At 64.8% G+C, this 17,477-nt stretch carries 27 protein-coding genes; 20 read left to right on the forward strand and 7 right to left on the reverse strand.

The window, feature by feature from the left end:
- The first annotated feature begins 161 nt into the window (after positions 1–161).
- The 18 genes from F1640_RS18490 to F1640_RS18575 are packed head-to-tail and all read left to right on the forward strand — an operon-like array spanning position 162 to position 6,497.
- Positions 162–548, forward strand: a complete 387-nt coding sequence (locus tag F1640_RS18490; protein WP_194920628.1) for a hypothetical protein — start codon at positions 162–164, stop codon at positions 546–548.
- On the forward strand, positions 541–795 hold the full coding sequence (locus tag F1640_RS18495) for a hypothetical protein (RefSeq protein WP_194920630.1): 255 nt from the start codon (positions 541–543) through the stop codon (positions 793–795). The genes F1640_RS18490 and F1640_RS18495 overlap by 8 nt, the downstream gene beginning before the upstream one ends.
- Positions 792–1,085 carry a hypothetical protein gene (locus F1640_RS18500; RefSeq protein WP_194920632.1) on the forward strand — a complete coding sequence of 98 codons (294 nt, stop codon included), beginning with the start codon at positions 792–794 and terminating at the stop codon, positions 1,083–1,085. Before F1640_RS18495 ends, F1640_RS18500 begins: the two co-directional genes overlap by 4 nt.
- Complete coding sequence (locus tag F1640_RS18505) at positions 1,078–1,461, forward strand: hypothetical protein (RefSeq protein WP_194920634.1); 384 nt, start codon at positions 1,078–1,080, stop codon at positions 1,459–1,461. The genes F1640_RS18500 and F1640_RS18505 overlap by 8 nt, the downstream gene beginning before the upstream one ends.
- Positions 1,454–1,666 carry a hypothetical protein gene (locus F1640_RS18510; RefSeq protein ID WP_194920635.1) on the forward strand — a complete coding sequence of 71 codons (213 nt, stop codon included), beginning with the start codon at positions 1,454–1,456 and terminating at the stop codon, positions 1,664–1,666. The genes F1640_RS18505 and F1640_RS18510 overlap by 8 nt, the downstream gene beginning before the upstream one ends.
- Positions 1,659–1,925, forward strand: coding sequence for a hypothetical protein (locus F1640_RS18515; protein WP_194920637.1), 267 nt, complete (start codon positions 1,659–1,661; stop codon positions 1,923–1,925). Before F1640_RS18510 ends, F1640_RS18515 begins: the two co-directional genes overlap by 8 nt.
- Complete coding sequence (locus F1640_RS18520) at positions 1,925–3,040, forward strand: ATP-dependent RecD-like DNA helicase (RefSeq protein WP_194920639.1); 1,116 nt, start codon at positions 1,925–1,927, stop codon at positions 3,038–3,040. The genes F1640_RS18515 and F1640_RS18520 overlap by 1 nt, the downstream gene beginning before the upstream one ends.
- Before the next feature lie 16 nt (positions 3,041–3,056).
- Positions 3,057–3,596: a hypothetical protein gene (locus F1640_RS18525; RefSeq protein WP_194920640.1), complete on the forward strand. Its 540-nt coding sequence runs from the start codon at positions 3,057–3,059 to the stop codon at positions 3,594–3,596.
- Positions 3,589–3,939 carry a hypothetical protein gene (locus F1640_RS18530; RefSeq protein ID WP_194920643.1) on the forward strand — a complete coding sequence of 117 codons (351 nt, stop codon included), beginning with the start codon at positions 3,589–3,591 and terminating at the stop codon, positions 3,937–3,939. The genes F1640_RS18525 and F1640_RS18530 overlap by 8 nt, the downstream gene beginning before the upstream one ends.
- Positions 3,932–4,108, forward strand: coding sequence for a hypothetical protein (locus F1640_RS18535; RefSeq protein ID WP_194920644.1), 177 nt, complete (start codon positions 3,932–3,934; stop codon positions 4,106–4,108). Before F1640_RS18530 ends, F1640_RS18535 begins: the two co-directional genes overlap by 8 nt.
- The gene (locus F1640_RS18540) at positions 4,105–4,296 is read left to right on the forward strand and encodes an AlpA family transcriptional regulator (protein WP_194920653.1); all 192 of its coding nucleotides are present in this window, start codon (positions 4,105–4,107) and stop codon (positions 4,294–4,296) included. The genes F1640_RS18535 and F1640_RS18540 overlap by 4 nt, the downstream gene beginning before the upstream one ends.
- Positions 4,293–4,520, forward strand: coding sequence for a hypothetical protein (locus tag F1640_RS18545; protein ID WP_194920655.1), 228 nt, complete (start codon positions 4,293–4,295; stop codon positions 4,518–4,520). The genes F1640_RS18540 and F1640_RS18545 overlap by 4 nt, the downstream gene beginning before the upstream one ends.
- Positions 4,520–4,930, forward strand: a complete 411-nt coding sequence (locus tag F1640_RS18550) for a hypothetical protein (protein WP_194920657.1) — start codon at positions 4,520–4,522, stop codon at positions 4,928–4,930. The genes F1640_RS18545 and F1640_RS18550 overlap by 1 nt, the downstream gene beginning before the upstream one ends.
- Positions 4,927–5,394: a hypothetical protein gene (locus F1640_RS18555; RefSeq protein ID WP_206694714.1), complete on the forward strand. Its 468-nt coding sequence runs from the start codon at positions 4,927–4,929 to the stop codon at positions 5,392–5,394. Before F1640_RS18550 ends, F1640_RS18555 begins: the two co-directional genes overlap by 4 nt.
- Positions 5,391–5,741, forward strand: a complete 351-nt coding sequence (locus F1640_RS18560) for a hypothetical protein (protein WP_194920658.1) — start codon at positions 5,391–5,393, stop codon at positions 5,739–5,741. The genes F1640_RS18555 and F1640_RS18560 overlap by 4 nt, the downstream gene beginning before the upstream one ends.
- On the forward strand, positions 5,738–5,929 hold the full coding sequence (locus F1640_RS18565; RefSeq protein ID WP_194920659.1) for a hypothetical protein: 192 nt from the start codon (positions 5,738–5,740) through the stop codon (positions 5,927–5,929). The genes F1640_RS18560 and F1640_RS18565 overlap by 4 nt, the downstream gene beginning before the upstream one ends.
- Complete coding sequence (locus F1640_RS18570) at positions 5,926–6,300, forward strand: hypothetical protein (protein ID WP_194920660.1); 375 nt, start codon at positions 5,926–5,928, stop codon at positions 6,298–6,300. The genes F1640_RS18565 and F1640_RS18570 overlap by 4 nt, the downstream gene beginning before the upstream one ends.
- Positions 6,297–6,497, forward strand: a complete 201-nt coding sequence (locus F1640_RS18575; RefSeq protein WP_194920661.1) for a hypothetical protein — start codon at positions 6,297–6,299, stop codon at positions 6,495–6,497. The genes F1640_RS18570 and F1640_RS18575 overlap by 4 nt, the downstream gene beginning before the upstream one ends.
- A 142-nt stretch (positions 6,498–6,639) precedes the next feature.
- Here F1640_RS18575 and F1640_RS18580 read toward each other — a convergent pair whose 3' ends face one another.
- Entirely contained in the window at positions 6,640–7,404 is a 765-nt protein-coding gene (locus F1640_RS18580) for an IclR family transcriptional regulator C-terminal domain-containing protein (protein ID WP_309229299.1), read from the reverse strand.
- Positions 7,405–7,529: 125 nt separating this feature from the next.
- Between F1640_RS18580 and F1640_RS18585 the strand changes: the two genes are divergently transcribed.
- Both F1640_RS18585 and F1640_RS18590 read left to right on the forward strand, forming a co-directional pair.
- Positions 7,530–8,213 (forward strand): 3-oxoacid CoA-transferase subunit A, encoded by a 684-nt coding sequence (locus tag F1640_RS18585; RefSeq protein WP_194920662.1) that lies wholly within the window; start codon positions 7,530–7,532, stop codon positions 8,211–8,213.
- A 16-nt stretch (positions 8,214–8,229) separates the two neighbouring features.
- On the forward strand, positions 8,230–8,871 hold the full coding sequence (locus F1640_RS18590) for a 3-oxoacid CoA-transferase subunit B (protein WP_124807619.1): 642 nt from the start codon (positions 8,230–8,232) through the stop codon (positions 8,869–8,871).
- On the opposite strand, the gene F1640_RS18595 is transcribed toward F1640_RS18590, so the two are convergent.
- The 6 genes from F1640_RS18595 to F1640_RS18620 form a co-directional block, all read right to left on the reverse strand.
- On the reverse strand, positions 8,868–9,914 hold the full coding sequence (locus F1640_RS18595) for a PepSY domain-containing protein (protein ID WP_194920663.1): 1,047 nt from the start codon (positions 9,912–9,914) through the stop codon (positions 8,868–8,870). The two genes, F1640_RS18590 and F1640_RS18595, sit on opposite strands and share 4 nt — an antisense overlap.
- Positions 9,915–9,918: 4 nt before the next feature.
- On the reverse strand, positions 9,919–12,072 hold the full coding sequence (locus tag F1640_RS18600) for a TonB-dependent receptor (protein ID WP_194920664.1): 2,154 nt from the start codon (positions 12,070–12,072) through the stop codon (positions 9,919–9,921).
- 198 nt (positions 12,073–12,270) lie between these two features.
- On the reverse strand, positions 12,271–12,990 hold the full coding sequence (locus F1640_RS18605) for a dienelactone hydrolase family protein (protein WP_194920665.1): 720 nt from the start codon (positions 12,988–12,990) through the stop codon (positions 12,271–12,273).
- Positions 12,991–12,994: 4 nt separating this feature from the next.
- Complete coding sequence (gene cysK, locus F1640_RS18610; RefSeq protein ID WP_194920666.1) at positions 12,995–13,912, reverse strand: cysteine synthase A; 918 nt, start codon at positions 13,910–13,912, stop codon at positions 12,995–12,997.
- 3 nt (positions 13,913–13,915) lie between these two features.
- The gene (locus F1640_RS18615; protein ID WP_206694716.1) at positions 13,916–15,292 is read right to left on the reverse strand and encodes an MFS transporter; all 1,377 of its coding nucleotides are present in this window, start codon (positions 15,290–15,292) and stop codon (positions 13,916–13,918) included.
- A 17-nt stretch (positions 15,293–15,309) separates the two neighbouring features.
- Entirely contained in the window at positions 15,310–17,442 is a 2,133-nt protein-coding gene (locus F1640_RS18620; protein WP_255530407.1) for a TonB-dependent receptor, read from the reverse strand.
- Between the last annotated feature and the right edge of the window lie 35 nt (positions 17,443–17,477).

Below are 17,477 nucleotides of genomic sequence, written 5' to 3' on the forward strand. Positions count from 1 at the left end.
GAACTACGGCGTCTGCCCGGGCGAGGCAGCGGGGAAGCGCGTCAAGGTGCGGCTCCGGAACGGCATGAAGCCAGCCGAAAGCTGGCCAGCCGACGGCCGTACGGATGCCGCTGGACGCTGACCAATCATCCTTTCGACATCGTTGAATACGAGGTGCTGTGATGGAAGACGAAGAAGTATGGCATGTCGGCGAGGTCCGCATCCAGACTCCAAAAGGCCCGCGCGTGATCGCAGGCTGGTTATGGAAATGCTGGGGGCTGGACTTCCGCGTCTACGCCGATGACGACGATGTTCTGCAACCGGGCTGGTCCATAACGCATTTGCCATCCGGCATGGCCGCCGGCGCGGTCATGGAAGACCTGCGCACCGCCCAGCAGATCGTTGCTGAATACGACGCGATCGGGAACTGGAATTTCCCCGGTATCAAGCCTCCCGCCAATATCTCGAAGGGCGTGAAGGCGCTGCGCGAGAAGTATGGCGACGTCCTCCGGTTTCAGCCAGCGCATTATCACTCCCTGTTCACTTACGTGGGTAGCTCCGATGCATGATGCAGGGCTTGTCGCGCCGCTCCAGAGCATCATTGCACGGGTCACGCACCCGGTTCTTGCCGCGACTATCGAGCCGGACAGCCGCCTGCGCGACGACCTGAAACTGGATGACCTCGATCTCCAGACCATCGCGCTCGACTGCGATGTCGAGTGGGGCATCGAGATTCCCGATCTCGAATGGCGAGGCTGGATCACGCCGGCCAGCATCGCCGCGACCATCGAAAAGCACACAAGGAGCGAGCTATGACCATGGACGTCAAGCACTTGGATCGCGCTAAGGCGATCGTCGAAGGCATCAAGTGGTGCCGCGATGCGTTGAGCTATGTCGAAGTCATTCCATCGGCCACGATGGCGATGTCGGTACAAAAGCCTCATCGCGGAAGCTCTCAACCGGTCACGCAGAATTTCCTTTTGTCGAAGGGAATACGGGAGAAGGCATTCATCCTGTGGCGGCGGGAGGTCGAACTCAAAGAGGCCGCGCTGCGGCGCGAGGCCGCACAGATCGGCTTGAAGCTGGAGGACAGCGCCGATGTCTGACGCAACGCCCATCGCTGCCATCGCCATGCCCGCCGGCGAATACGCCATCGTCGAAGTTCTTGGTCATCGCACCCTGGTTGGCCGCGTGCTGGAAGTTGAGCGCTTCGGCACCAAGATGCTGCAGGTTGAACCTCTGTTCGGCGACGTGATGCTCGGGCCGGTCCTGATCGGCGGATCATCGATCTACCAGTTCACGCCATGCTCTGCCGACATCGCATTCGCGCGCCGGCCGACGCACTCCTACCAGCTTCCCCCGAGCGTGGCGGCGAATGTCCCTCCGATTGCCCTGCCGTCGAACGAGGAACTTCCGTCATTTCTGGATGGCTTCCTGGAGGACGATGACGCCGACGATGGTGAGGAGGTCGGCCGTGGGTAAAAAAGGACCAATCCCCCCGCTGCCGCCGCTCACGGCCGCCCCCGAGACCATGACCATCGCGCGCGGTAATTGCGCCGAGCGCTGCCGAGATCGCGGCGAGATGGCGCTGGCCGCCTCCTACATCGATGGCAGGCAGGACGAGGGCTGGAACATGCGGCACGAGGTCAACCGCCTGCGCACGATCGGGGTGGCGGCACATGGCTGACAAAGCGCGCTCGAACCGCCCCGAAGTGCGGAATCCTTTCCTTTTGCTTCCTAGCATTCAGGCATTTGCCTCGCTCCCGCCAGAAGTTCTCACGGCGATGGAACTCATCTTGACCGACGTGTCGGCCGATGCGCGCGAGCGGGCGAATGCCTGCTGGGCAAAGCACAAGGCTCCCATGGCCGCCTACTGGAAAGCAAAGGCGGTGGATGCGCGGCATCTACGCCTCGCCATTCGCAAGATCGGAGGCGCAGCCGCATAATGGCCTGGTCCCCGCAACAGGACGCCGCAATCAAGGCCGTTGCCGCGTGGCTCGCCGACCCCTTCGGCGCGCAGTGTTTCCGCCTGTTCGGCTATGCCGGCACCGGCAAGACGACGCTGGCGAAGGAACTGGCCGAATCGGTCACCGGTCGCGTGCTGTACGCCACGTTCACCGGGAAAGCTGCGCTTGTTCTGCGCAAGAAGGGTTGCGAGGACGCATCGACGATCCACTCGCTCATCTACCGGGTCGAGGTCGATGACCGAACCGGAGACGCAAAGTTCGAGCTTAACCGCGAGAGCAGCTTGGACGGTGCCGCGCTGTTGATTATCGACGAGGTGTCGATGGTCGGCGAGGATTTGGCGCGCGATCTACTCAGCTTCGGCACCCGTGTGCTTGTCCTTGGCGATCCGGCCCAGCTTCCGCCGGTTAAGGGTGAGGGCTTTTTCATCAACGCCGAACCCGACGTGATGCTGACAGAGGTTCACCGCCAGGCACAAGACAACCCCATCATCCGCATGTCGATGGATATTCGCGAGGGCCGTCCGCTTGCCGTCGGCCAGCATGGCGATAGCCTGATTGCCCGATCCGGTTCGATCGACCGGGAGCAGCTTGGCAAGCTCGTGCTCGATGCTGACCAACTGCTTTGCGGTTTGAACCGCACCCGCACGACCTACAACCACCGGATGCGAGCATTGAAGGGCCTGCGCGGCGCAAGCCAGCCGTGGCACCCGGCGGTTGGCGACCGGCTGATTTGCCTGCGCAACGACAAGCAGAAGGCCATCTTCAACGGCGGCATCTGGAACGCCGAGGAGATTATAGACTGCGGCGGAAAGCTCTCGATCCTTGTCCGCTCGCTCGATGAGCAGAGAGACCCGATCCAAGCTGAGGTGTTCGAGCAGTTCTTCAACGGAACCGAGCAGTCGATCCCATGGCAGGACAAGCGCGGCACCCAGGAATTCACCTTCGGCTGGGCGATCACGGTTCACAAGAGCCAGGGCTCCCAGTGGGACAACGTCATCATCTTCGACGAGTCCGGTTCGTTCCGCGAGGCTCGTCGGAATTGGCTCTACACCGCCGTCACCCGCGCCGCCGAGCGCGTGACGGTGATTCAGTAACTCGAAAGGCAGCATAATGGGCTGGAAAGCAATCAAGGATCACTACCGGATCGGGCACATGGTGCATGTCAGGGACGGCCTGATTTGCATCGGCTCGCCGTTCATCCCCGACATCATCACGCTTAACCCGTTCGGTCAGTTCGTGAAGCGTTATGACCCCGGTCGTGGCTGGCCACAGAATGATGACCTGGCCCGGTACATGGCGGAGATCGAAGCCGATCCGGAAAAGTGCCGTGAACTCGCCCAGGCGGAAGACGTCTTTGCGACAACGATCCCCGTCTACACCTATGACGAGAACTCAATCATCGAATGCGCGTGCGAGGAGCTTGGCTACCCGAACGTCACCCACGATGGCCGGCTGATGTACGACAACACGTTCTCGCCTGACCGGGCAGAGGTTGTTCGCTGGGCGGTGCGGTCCGCACGCGGCAGGGTAAGCATCTACGCCGAACGGGTAGCCGATGAAACCCGGACGCTCTCGGACTTGAGCAATATGCTGGGGCAGGCGGTCAAGAACTACCACACGCTGCTGGAAAACGAGGCCGCCGATGCCTGACGTCAATATCTCCAACCCCCGCCCACTCCATGAGTGGCACGAGGACTATGGCAACGTGCTGTGGTGGCTCTGGCCAATCGATGAACCGCCCTATGTCGGCACTCCGCTCGACCTTGGCCGCACCGTGAGCTTTGAATTGACGGTGCAGATCGGCGTCGAACATCACGAGGTCCAGGCGATCAAGACTGGCGACACAGGCGGATGGCCTTGGAACGACGCCGACGATGAAACCTTGTCACGCCTGTTCTGGACCCCGCTGCCAGACTGCGACGCGCTTGATCGCGCCATTCGCGATCACATCCGAGGCGGCCCCGACCCGTTTGAGGAGGAGGCCAATGCATAACCCCTACACCTCCTGCGCAAAACAGATTCTGCGCGGCAAGCGGCACGTCGCAGACTGCTGCGACGAGCGCACGGCCGCCGCCGTGGTCGTCCTGCTGAACCGTGGCATGCCGACGTGCGACACGCCCATCGAGGACGTCATCAAGGTCAAGGAGGTACTCTGGTCATGACCGATCGATACATGCGTCTGCCCGAAGTCATCGCGATCACGACGCTGTCCGAAAGCACCATCAGGAGACGCGAGCGCGAGGGGGCATTCCCCAAGCGCGTGCGGCTCGGGCCTGCGGCCGTGGTCTGGCGCGAGAGCGACATTAACCGCTGGATCGCGGAAATGGCAGAGCGGAGCGCCTCGGCGTGACCAAGCGCGGCGATGGCGAGAGCCGGGGCGACATCATGGCGCGCCAGTACCGTGAGGGCAGGACGCTGCGCGAGATCGCCGACCTGCACAAGATCAGCCCGCAGGCGGTGAGCCGGTCGCTCCAACGCCGCGGCGCAAGCCCGACCTATGACGAATGGCGCGCGCGGGTGAGCCGGGCGCAGCGTGCCCCCGCCAGCCGGCGAGAACGGAAGGACCGGAAGTGATGACGCATACCGAACAGAAAATCACCCTGCTGGAAGTGACCGCGCCGTTCCTTGAAGGAATGCGCAGGCACCTCGCCCCGATATTCGATCAGCAGCGGGAGACGTGGCAGCGCGAAGGCCCGGCCGCCTTAGCCGAATTCGATGCCACCGGCGCGACGCTGGACACGATCGGCGGCAATTGCCCGGTGCAGGCAGAGGGCGATGTCGATGGGCACCGCTTCTATTTCCGAGCGCGCGGCGCAGCGTGGCAATTCCATGTCGCCCGTACCGACGACGAGATTTTCTCGAACCCGGTGTTCTACCGCGAGGAGGGGTACGGCGAATATCCGCAAGCCGGCTGGATGCCGGAGCACGAGGCCATTGGCTTCATCGTCGATAGCATCGCGCAGTTTCGCGCGGGGAGGGCATGATGCGCTACTTTCTCGATACCGAGTTCAACGGATTCGGCGGCGAACTCATGTCGCTAGCGCTCGTCGATAGCGACGGCGAATCCCTCTATCTCGTTTACCCGATGCCTCGCCGCATCGAACCGTGGGTCGATGAAAATGTCGTGCCGATCATGGAGTGCGTGCCTGCTGGCTGCACTCTCAATCAGGTCAACCATGCAGGCGGCGCACAGATGATTGCGGAGTTCTTCGCCCGTCGGGGCGGGTCTGTCCCCTATATCATCACCGACTGGCCGGACGACGTGCGCTATCTGTGCCAAGCCATCATCACGGCACCGGGAGAAATGGCACCGATCCCGCGCCTGCAGTTCGACATCGTGCGCGTTGAATCTTACCCGACCATGCTGGACGGGGCTGTCCAGCACAATGCCCTATGGGATGCCTTCGCGCTGCGCGAGCGTCTGTTCCCAAGCGGGGATGCGCCATGAACGACCTGTTCCACTGGATCGGCGTCGTCACGGTCGCGGCCATCAGCATCGCCGTTCTCGCCGCCGGCGGGCTCACCTTCTACGGGTACTGCATCGAGGGCAGGTTCCACACAATCCTGTTCCAGCGTGGATCCCGGAGACTGTCGCTCGCGTCCTGGCGCAACTTCAAGGGCATCGGCGACAACAGCTATCAGGCCGACGACTGGCCGATCGGTCCGCGCCCTTTCTACCTGTCCTATCGCTACTCCCGCGAGCGCCGCCTGTTCTTGATGTTCGGCACCATGAGCGGGCCGCGCAACCGCGTGCTGTCCGGCGAGCGCCACCCCAACGAGGACGATACGCTATGAGGGAGGCCGTCAATCTTGCACAACGCCTCTTTATCGATAGCGACGGACATGTGCACCCTGTGGTCACGATGTTCGACAGTAATGGCGAGCAATGTGGCCCCGAAGATGCGGTGTCAGTCGTCGCCGGTACCGAGGGGCGATGGTTCGTGCTTGACCTATCAGAATTTGGAGAAGGAGTTTTCCAATGACTGTCGAAGAAAACGGGTTGCAAGTCGCAGAACATAGTCTGACGAAGCGCGAGTGGTTCGCTGGACAGGCATTGGTCGGCATAATCAGCCGTATGACAAAAATCGAAAGAGACCTGTGCATTAATCGTGATGATTGGTCATTTGAAGCAGGGGACGCCTATCGCATCGCCGATGCCATGATTGAGCAAGAAAATGAGCGCATCGACACCCTCCAAGACAATATCGAAGCAGCACGGGCCGAGATCGCGCGGTTACGAGAGGCGCTGACATGGATCTCCGAAAACTACGAAAACGGCATGGTCAATCACGTCGACTTCCGTGTCGAAGCCAAGCACCGGGCGGATGACGCCCTACAGGGAACAACAGCATGACCACAGAAACGAAACGCGACCGCTCTCAAGTCAATTCACACGAGAAGCTATTCCAAATGTACCAGCGGATCACACAAGCCCGTCGCGATGAAACCTTGCGGGTTGCGGGACTGATCGAGTTGGCCTTGTACGAAGCCGAAAGCGAGGAAACTCAAGCCGCGCTTGTTGATCTGGCATACAAGGTGCTCAAGCCCTGATGGGCCGGGGGCCAATATGGGGGCCTCTGAAAAATGATCGTCAGAGAAAACCGCACATTTCCTAGTCTGAATAGCCATCTCTCGCCTGACACCCTCTCCGCCAAGTTTCCGTTCCCGCCGGTTCGTATTTCGGATGCTTCGCCTAGCTCGCGCCAATGTCCCGGGCGACGCGGCGCAGGGCGGGCAGCAGGCGTGCGCGCAGATCGGCCATGGAAACGCGCGCGGCCTGGGTGCCGATGTTGAGCGCGGCGATAGTGACGCCCGAACGGTTGCGCACCGGAACCGCGATCGAGCGCAGCCCCGGCTCCAGTTCCTGATCGACGATGGCATATTCCTGTTCCGCGACGTTGCGGAAAATCTCCAGCAGCGTGGCCGGATCGGTTTGGGTGCGGCCGGTCAATGGGGCGATCGCGGACGTGCGCAGATAGGCCTCCTGTTCCGCGCGGGGCAGGGCGGAGAGCAGGACGCGGCCCATCGAGGTGGCATAGAGCGGCAAACGGCTGCCCACGCGCAGCGAGATCGACATGATGCGGCTCGCTTCGGCGCGAGCGACGTAATAGACTTCGCCTTCCTCCAGCACGCCCAGCGAACAGGATTCGTGGATGTCGTCGCGCAACCGGTCGAGCAGGGGCTGCGCGCGCTGGGCCAGCGTGTTGGACGATAGATAGGCATAGCCCAGAGCCAGTGCCTTGGGGCGGAGCGTGTAGCGGCTTTCGTCGCGCGCGGCATAACCCAGGTGGACCAGCGTGTGCAGGCAGCGCCGAACCGCCGGGCGGCTCAGCCCGGTCAGGCGACTCGCCTGGGCGATGGTCATCGGTCGCTGTTCGTCAGCGAAGCAGCGCAGCACCGCCAGTCCACGCGCCAGCGACATCATGAAATCCGGATCGTTCTCCTGCGGCGTTTCCACGCGGCTGCTCCCGATTTGTAAACGATAATCGTACAATATACCGTTTATCGGTTGACTCAAGCCATCACAGGGCACGAAGTGCGGCCCATGCCGTGCCGGTGCACGCGCGCTGCGGGAGAATGGCGGTGATCGACAAGTCGGTGGCTTCGGTGCGCGCGGCAGTGGCCGATATCGGCGATGGCGCGTCGGTGATGATCGGCGGCTTCGGTACGGCCGGCATGCCGGACGAACTGATCGAAGCGCTGATCGATCGTGGCGTGGGCGACCTTACCATCATCAACAACAACGCCGGCAATGGCGAAACCGGGGTGGCCGCGCTGATCAAGGCCGGGCGGGTGCGCAAGATCATCTGTTCGTTCCCGCGTCAGTCGGACTCGCACCATTTCGACGCGCGTTACCGCGCCGGGGAAATCGAGCTGGAACTGGTGCCGCAAGGCAACCTTGCCGCGCGGATCCAGGCGGCCGGGGCGGGGCTGGGCGCGATCTTCACGCCCACCGGCTATGGCACGCTGCTGGCCGAAGGCAAGGAAACGCGCCGGATCGACGGGCGCGATTATGTGCTGGAATATCCGATCCACGCCGATTTCGCGCTGATCAAGGCGCACCGGGCCGATCGCTGGGGCAACCTCGTCTATCGCAAGACCGCGCGCAACTTCGGCCCGATCATGGCGATGGCGGCGCGCACCGCGATCGTCCAGGTCGACGAGATGGTGCCGCTGGGATCGCTGGACCCGGAAACGGTGGTGACGCCGGGGATTTTCGTCCAGCGCGTCGTCGCGCTTGGGGCCTCTGTCGCGCGCGCGGCTTGAACGGAAGGAAGCAAGCATGAAGCGTCTCGACCGCGATGCGATGGCCGCACGGGTGGCCCGCGACATTCCCGAAGGGGCCTACGTCAATCTTGGTATCGGCCTGCCGACCCGCGTGGCCGATTTCCTGCCGGTCGATCGGGAGGTGATCCTCCAGAGCGAGAACGGGTTGCTTGGCATGGGGCCGGCGCCCGCGGCCGGGGACGAGGACCCGGAACTGATCAACGCGGGCAAGCAGCCGGTCACGCTGCTGGCGGGCGGCGCGTTCTTCCACCATGCCGACAGCTTCGCGATGATGCGCGGCGGACATATCGACATCTGCGTGCTGGGCGCGTTCCAGGTCTCGGTTCACGGCGATCTCGCCAACTGGCACACCGGCGCGCCGGGAGCGATTCCGGCGGTGGGCGGGGCGATGGATCTCGCCATCGGCGCCAAGCGCACGTTCGTGATGATGGACCTGCTGACGCGCGAGGGGCAGAGCAAGCTGGTCGAGGCGTGCAGCTATCCGCTCACCGGCCTCGCCTGCGTATCGCGCATCTATACCGACCATGCCGTGTTCGATGTGGGGCCGGAAGGGGCCTCGGTCGTGGAGATGATCGACGGGCTCACGCTCGATGCCTTGCAGGGGCTGACCGGCGTGCCGCTGCGCATGGATGCCTAGCGCACCCGTCGCCGGAACCAGAACGTCCACACCGCCAGACTGCCCAGCAGCGCCAGGCCGAGCCCCACCAGGGTCATGACCAGCCGGTAGGCAAGGCCGCCGACCTTGGCGGCGTGGAGCGGATACACCTGGTTGAACATCCGTGCGCCGGCGGGCAGGTCCAGCGCATCGCGCGCGCCCAGCATACGGCCCGTCGCGGCGTCGAACCATACCATTGACCGGCCGTTGGGCAGCCATTCGTCCGCCCGTTTCATGCGGATCGCGATGGGATCGCCCGGTTTGCGGGGCAGGGAAAGGATGCGCAGGCGCGCGTCGGGAAACCGCGCTTGCGCCTGTTCGATCATTGCGCGCCAGTCCGGCCGCGCGGCGAGAGGGCCGCTGGCGAGTTTGGGCGGCTTCAGGGAAGCCTCGATCGCGGAGGGCGGGGAGAAGGGCCAGAGTACCAGTCCGGCGACGGGCCGGAACACCATCATCGTTCCCGTCAGCGTCGCCAGCAGCAGCAATGGCGCGATCACGATGCCCAGATCGCGGTGATGCCACAGGATGGCGGCGCGCGATAGGCGCGAAGGCAGCAGCCGCCAGCGAAACGTCCGGCGTGTCCGCCACCACAGGATCGTGCCCGAGACGACGAAGAACACGCCGGCCAGCCCCGCGATGCCGATCACGGTTTCCCCGGCGTCCCCGGAGAACAAGTGGTGGTGCAGGTCGAACAGCCAGAGTTCGGGCCGCTGCCACTGGCTGTCCCAGCGGGTAACGATGTGCCCCGATTGATCGGCATAGGCGCCGGCATCGCCGGGGCCGCGCAACTGTATCAGCCCGAACCGTTCGCTGGCGTAGATCAGCGCTTCTCCGCGCGGGGCGGGCAGCAGCCGTCCGGTTGCCAGCGCGATCCGGGCGGGATCGCTCACCAGCGCATCGCCGGCGTGGGGCAGGGCGATCCAGTCCTCCTTGTGGACCAGGATCGCGCCCGACAGACCCAGCACGGCCAGCACCAGGCCAAGCAGGCCACCGGTCCAGCGGTGGAGCAGATCGAGCCACTTCATCGCATCAGAACCGGTAGTCCCAGCCCAGCGTGAAGGCACGGCCGCGTCCCGCGAAATAAAAGAAGTTGTCGGTCGGGCGCGTGGTATCGCTGGCGTAGTCGATGTACTGCTTGTCGAACAGGTTCTGCACGCTCAGCGTCCATCCGCCGATCGCGGTCTGATAGCGCAGGCTGGCGTCGGTCAGGGTGTAGCCGCCGAAATCGTTGCGGGGATCGCGCGCAAGGCCCTTGAAGGTGCGGGCGAAATAGAGCTGGGTCTGCACCCGCGCGCTGATCGGGCCGCGCACGTAGCTGGCGGCCAGGTTCAGGCGGTCGGGCGAGATGTTGGCGCCATCCAGATCGCTGTCGACCCTGCCGTCGTTGTTGGTGTCCGACCGGCCGATCAGGTGCGCGTAACCCAGCGACAGTTTCAGCCCGTCGATCGGCATTTGCACGCCGAGATTCAGCTCCAGCCCCTGGATCTCGACGCGCTGGCGCTGCACGTCGAAGATCCCGTCCGGCCGCTGGACGAGAAGCTGGCCCTCCTTGCTGGTCGACCAGAAGTAGGTGACGCTGCCATCCAGCGGGCCGCGCTTTACCTCGATCCCGATCTCCCGGTTGTTGGACACGATCGGCCTGATGTTTAGATAGGTGTCGATCGCGATCCCCGGCTTGTTGATGGCGCGGGTAACCCGGCCGACATCGGGGACGGTGAAGCCTTCGGCATAACTCGCATAGGCGCGGATGCCGGGCCAGGGTTCGATGATCACGCCGCCGTTGAGCAAGGCATCGGAAAAGCGCGGGCTGCCGCCTTTCACGAACGTGCGGTTGGAGGTGGCGAGCGTGGTGAAATCGTCGATGGTGATCCGCACATCCTCATAGCGGACGCCCCCCGCAAATCGCAGCTTGCCATCCAGCAGCTTCAGGTTGAGCTGGCCGAACGGTGCGAAGCTGCGGAAATCGGTCGGCGGCACCCAGACGCGGTTGGTGGCGATCAGGCGCTGTTCGGTCTTGTCCCACAGGGCATCGAAACCGACGATCGCGGTCAGCGCCTCGAAGCCGGGCACCGGCCGTTCGTAGCTGATTTTGCCGCCGATCTTGCGCGACCGGTTCTGCGATTGGTCGAACAGGGTGCCGACCGGCGCGATCAGCGTGTCCTGGAAGGTTGCCTGTGGCGTGGGCTCTCCGCCGAAGGTGTCGCGGCTGCGGTTGAAGAACACCTGGCTGACGAAGTTGCCGCCCCACAACGCCGTGTCGGTGATCGACAGCGCCACGCTTTCCGTGCGGTTGGCGGCAGGCTTGCCGGGGGGTGTGCCGGGCGTGGCGCTGGTGGGCAGGCCGGTGGCGCGGTTGCCCTGCACGGCCACGTAGTCGCCATCGCCCTTCAGTTCGTAGCGGCTGGCGATCAGATCGATCCGCCCGGTCGAGGACAAGGCGTAGCCGAACCGCCCGAACAGCGAGAGCGTGCGCGAATCCTGCGTTTCGCCTTGCGTCAGGTTGATGCCGGTGCGGCGTCCCTTTCCGTCATAGAACACGCCGCGCTTGTCGTAGGCGGCGCCCACCGTCGCGTCGAAACGTCCCGCCTTGTATTGCAGCAACCCCGCGACCTTGCCGCCGAAGCCATCGCTTTCGAAGCCGTCGCCGCTGGTTCCCTGCACCAGCATCCGGCCACCCAGCCCATCGGTCTGGGGTGCGCCGACGGTGACCTGGTTGACGATGCCGCCGGTGCCGCCGATGCCCTGCAGCGCGTTCGAGCCGTAGATTACTTCCACCCGGTCGACGAAGAAGCCGTCGATGGTGAAGCCGTCGCGGCTGCCGTCGCGCAGCGGTGTGGATTGGGGAATGCCGTTGATGGCATAGAGCGGCGAACGTCCGCGCAGCGTTTCGCCCGCCCCGGAGAGCTTCTGGCGCGTGGGCGAGAACGACGGGATCAGCGTGGCGACAGCATCGGTGACCGAACCGGATATGGCTATCTGCTGTTCCAGAGAAGCCTTGTCGATCACCTCCACGGTCAGGGGCAGGGCATTGGGCGGAAGGATCGTGCGCGCGGCCGTAACAACGATCTGGGTGTCGTCGGGTTCACCACCGGTTTCCGCGGACGCCGTTTGCGGCAGCGATAGCGTCCCTCCTGCCAAAGCGAGAACGGAAACTGTGAAACCTGCCTTGGCCCTGATCGACACTGTACTTGTCCCCCGTTTGGCTCGCGATGATCGAGGGGCGCGTTATCAATCTCGACTAAGTAATGCAACTCATTCGCATTAAAAAGAATAGACGCCCACGACACATCGCGGCCGCGGATGAGGCGGCCGTAGTGGCGGAGGTGGTGAAGGGGCGGGGGCTGGCCTGTGTGCTAATGCCACGATCGGCCGCGCCGGGGTTCAGCCGGTCCGTTCGCCCCAGACTTCGGATAGCAGCGAGAGCATTGCCGCCCAGCTCTGCCTGTCCACGCTGGCATCATAGCCGATGGCCGGGATTCCACGCGCGTCACTGTCCGGATCGGTGAAGCCGTGCTTGGCGTGGGCGTAGGCGTGAAAGTGCCAGTCGGCATGGGCGCCGTCCATTTCCTCCCAGAACGCCAAAACCTGCGGTCGCGGCACCAGCGGGTCCTTGTCGCCGTGGCAGATCAGGATGCGGGGGCGGATCGTGTCACCAGGTTGAGCCGGGCGCCCGGTCGCCAGGACGCCGTGGAAACTGACGACGACGTCCAGGTCTGCCCCGTCGCGCGCCAGTTCGAGCACGGCCTGTCCGCCCATGCAGAAACCGATCGCGCCGACCGGCAGATCGGCGGCGGCCTCGTGCGCGCGCAGCGTGGCCACCGCTGCGGCGATGCGGTCGCGGTAATGCCGCACATCGGCGCGCAAGGTTTCCGCAAGGGCGTGCGAAGCCGCGAAGTCAGCCACGGGCTGGCCGTAGAAGTCCGCGATCAGCGCCACGTAGCCGGCATCCGCCAGCATCTGCGCGCGCCGCTCCATCGGTGCGTTCACGTTCATGATCGTGGGAAAGAGCACGATCGCTCCGCGCGCCGGCCCCGCCGGCCGGGCAAGCCAGCCGGTGAGCACGGTGTCACCGTGATGGTAGTGGACTCCTTCCAGCGCCATCGTCTTACTCCGGCAGGAAATCGGGAACGGAAAGATAGCGTTCGCCGGTATCGTAGTTGAAGCCCAGCACGCGGCTGCCGGCGGGAAGGTCCGGCAGCTTCTGCGCGATGGCGGCAAGCGTCGCGCCCGAGCTGATACCCACGAGCAGGCCTTCGACGCTGGCCGAACGGCGTGCCCATTCCTTGGCGTCGCCGGCATCGACCTGGATCGCGCCGTCGATCGACTGGGTGTGGAGGTTGCCGGGGATGAAGCCCGCGCCGATCCCCTGGATTGGATGAGGCGCCGGTTGCCCGCCGGAAATGACCGGCGACAGCGCCGGCTCGACGGCATAGGCCTTCAGCGCGGGCCAGGTCTTCTTCAGTTCCTCGGCCGAACCCGTCAGGTGGCCGCCGGTGCCCACGCCGGTGATCAGCACGTCGATCGGCGTATCCGCGAAGTCCTTCAGGATTTCCTGCGCGGTGGTGCGGGCGTGGACGGCGACGTTGGCCGGGTTTTCGAACTGCTGCGGAATCCATGCGCCCGGCGTTTCGGCAAGCAGCTGGTTCGCGCGTTCGATCGCGCCCTTCATGCCCTTTTCGCGCGGGGTCAGGTCGAACGTCGCGCCATAGGCGAGCATCAGCCGCCGGCGTTCGATCGACATCGATTCGGGCATGACGAGCACGAGCTTGTAGCCCTTCACCGCCGCCACCAGCGCCAGGCCGATGCCGGTGTTGCCCGACGTCGGCTCGATGATCGTGCCGCCCGGCTTCAGTTCGCCGCGCTGTTCCGCATCCTCGATCATCGCCAGCGCGATGCGATCCTTGATCGATCCGCCGGGGTTGGTGCGCTCGGCCTTGATCCAGACTTCATGGTCCGGGAACAGCCGCGAAAGGCGAATGTGCGGCGTATTGCCGATGGTGGCGAGAACGCTGTCGGCTTTCATGGTTCAGGTTCCTTCCTTGACGTGATCCGCCTCGGCGTGTGCCGTCGGAGGGGGAGAATCGTATCTACGATACTGCGGCGCAAAGGTCCGCGCGTTTTTGAGTTCCGGGAACAGGACGGCCCACAGCGCGGTGATCGCGATCGCACCCGCGCCGCCGAACACCACCGCCCCGGTCGCACCGAGCAGCGCGGCGGCGATGCCCGACTGCATTTCGCCCAGCTCGTTGGACGCGGAGATCGCAAGGCCCGATATCGCCGAAACGCGGCCGCGCACTTCATCGGGTGTGTTGAGCTGGACCAGCGTGTTGCGGATGAACACCGAGATCATATCGCCCATGCCAAGGCAGGCGAGTAGCGCCAGCGAGAGGTGGAAGTTGCGCGACAGGCCGAACGCGGCGGTGGCAAGGCCATAGGCGACCACGCCCCACAGCATCTTCACGCCCACGTTGTGCCGGATCGGATATTTCGACAGCAGGATTGCCACCGCGGCCGCGCCGAAGGCGGGCGCCGCGCGCATCAGGCCCAGCCCGTCCGCGCCAACCGGATGGCCGTCCACGAACAGGATGTCGCGGGCGAACACTGGAAGTAGCGCGGTCGCGCCGCCCAGCAGGACCGCGAACAGATCAAGCGTCACACAGCCAAGCAGGAACCGCTCGTTCCACACATAGGTCAGTCCCTCCAGAATCTGGCGCAGCGGGTGCCGGTCGCGATTGCCTGGCGGCGGGGGCAGCGGGCGGATGCGGAAAAGCGAGAACGCGCCGATCAGCAGCAGGGCAACGGAGGTCCAGTACGGCGCGGTTGGCGCCAGCGAGAACAGGATGCCGCCCAGCGCGGGGCCGGTGACGGATCCGATCTGCATGGCCAGCGCGTTGATCGCGATTGCCTTGGGCATGAGGTCGGCCGGAACGATGTTCGGCGCGATCGATGCCATCGCCGGGGCGATGAACACGCGCGCGGTGCCATGCAGCGCGCCCAGCGTGAACAGCAGGGGTAGCGAAAGGAGGTCCAATTGCGTCGTCAGCGCGAGCGAACCGGCGACCAGCAGGTCGATCAGGCTGGCCAGCGCGGCCACGTTGCGCCGATCGAACCGGTCCGCCAGAACACCCGCGACAGGCGTCAGCAGAAACACCGGCAGGAACTGGACGAGGCCGAGAATGCCAAGCTGAAACGCGGCATGGCCGATGCTCATGCCGTATTGCGCGCGCGCCACGTCATAGAGCTGATAGCCCAGCACCACGACCATGCCGGACGTCGCGATGACCGAACACAGGCGCGCCAGCCAGAAGCGCCTGTAATCCGGAATGGCGATCGGCGAACGGGGAGTCTCGGGAGAGGAAGTCACGCGGCTGGAATGGCAGCGAGACTTCCTCTTGCCAAGCAAGCAAATCTCGTAAGCGGTCAAATTCTCAATGACACGGTCACGCGTACGTCGCGCCCCGCGATCGGCACGAAATCGCGCGTTTCCGAGGTCGCCAGCCGGCCTTCCACGTTGAGCAGGTTGTCGCCCGACAGGATCAGCGAAAGCGCGCCATCCTTGCCCATCGGCCGCCAGGTGGCGCTGGCGTTAACGAGCGTGAAGGCGGATGTCGGGTTTTCGTTGGCGGCCACGCGGCTTTGCGCGGCGTTGTGGATCACCTCGCCACGCAGGCTGAACCGGTCGCTGTTGTATTCCGCGCCGCCGCGCACGCGCAGCGGCGGGATGCGCGGGGCAGGGCCGATGCCGGTCAGCTGCGCGTGGACGTAGTCGACGCCGCCGTCGAGCGAAACCGAACGGTCGCCCCAGTCCAGCGCCTTGACCGAGCCTTCGGCTTCCACGCCACGGAACTTCGCGTCACCCTGGATGAACTGATAGACGGGAAAGCCTTCCACATCGGCCCCGGTGGGAACAGGGGCGATGAAGTCCTTGAAATCGGTGGCATAGGCCGTGACCGCACCCGCAAAGCGATCGGCATGGTAGCGCACGCCCGCCTCCACGGTATTGCTGCGTTCCTTGCGAAAGGCCGGATTGCCGCTTTCGTAGGACTGCGTGGCATCATGGATGCCGTCGATGAACAGCTCCTCGGCGCTTGGCGCGCGTTCGCCATGGCTGCCGGACAGGCTGATGGTAAGGCTTTCCACGGGATGCCAGGCCAGCCCCAGCCCTGCGGCAAGCTGGTTGAAATCGCGTGTGATCCCATTCGGGCGCGCCTTGACCGAGGTGTGTTCGTAGCGGCCGCTGGCCTCGAGGTCGAAGGTGCCCACCGAAAGCTGCTGCCGCGTGAACACGGCAAAGCGGTCGGTCAGGTTGTCCGGGATCAGGCGTTCGTCGCCCACCACGCGCAAGTCGCGGCTGCCATACTGGATGCCGGTTTCGCCGCGCCAGCCGCCATGCCGCGCCTGCACCAGTTCCAGACGCGTCTCGATGCTCTTGTTGAAGAAGCGCGTGCCCGCCACGCCACCTTCGATCTCGGCATGGGTATAATCGCCATAGGCTCCCCGGAATTCGAGCTTGTCGAAGAATCCATTGAGATTGAGGCTGCCGCGTATGTCGTAGCGGGTCTGGCGCAGCGAGATCGACACCGGATCGCCGCTGCCCGCTTCGGGGCGGGGCGGGATGCCATAATCGCTGGTCAGGCGCGAGACGGAGATGCCCAGGCTGCCCCCGGCGTCGATGAACGCAACGCCGGCACCCAGCGTGGAACCGCGCGCGAAGCTGTTCGCCAGCCGCCCGCGCGCATTCGCCTGCTGGGTCAGCGAAGCTGCGCCTTCGGTATCGCCATCGCTTGCCAGCTCCGCCGCCGAGGTCAGCGTGTCGGCGCGCAACTGCGGCGAAAGCACGTTGCCGCCGATGCGCAGGTTATCGGCGTGGTTGTACGAGGCGTCGAGATGCGCGACGAAGCGCGGCGCCAGGGCAACGTCCATCGCTCCGCCGACGTTGACCGAGTTTGCCGCGGTGCCGTAGCTCCCCTGCGCGGTCAGTTCGACGGGCTTGTCGGGCACGCGGCGTGGAATGCGCTTGTCGATCGCGTTGACCGCCCCGCCGGCCGGATCGGCGGCATAGAGCAGCACTTCCGGCCCGTGGAGCACATCGATCCGGTCGATGTTGAGCGTATCCAGCGCGACGCCGTGGTCGGCCGAGACGGACGACGCATCGAGCGAGCCCAGGCCATCGGTCAGCACCTGCACGCGCGGACCGTCGAATCCGCGCAGCACCGGGCGCGATGCGCCGGGCGCGAAACCGCTGGTGGAAACGCCGGGCAACCGGGCGAGCATCGCGCCGATCTGCGGCTGCGTATTGCGGGCGAGGTCTTCGCCGGTCAACACGACCGGCGCAACGATCACGTCCCGATCACCGGAGATCAGGCGGCCTGTCACCACGATCGGCGCGTGGCCGGCGTCGTCGGGCGTGCCGGTGGGGTGGGCGCTGTCTACGTGCCCGTCCGTGCCATCGGCCGGAGGGGTGGGGGGCGTCTGTGCAAGCGGAGCGGCAAGGGCCGGCGATGCGGCAAGAAGAAGCGCGAGGGCGGAGGAGGACAGAAATTGACGTTGCAAGGAATCACCCCGGGGTTTGAACTCCGGGCGTTCGT

This window comes from Novosphingobium sp. NBM11 (genome assembly GCF_015390225.1).
In the GTDB taxonomy this organism is placed as follows: Bacteria; Pseudomonadota; Alphaproteobacteria; order Sphingomonadales; family Sphingomonadaceae; genus Novosphingobium.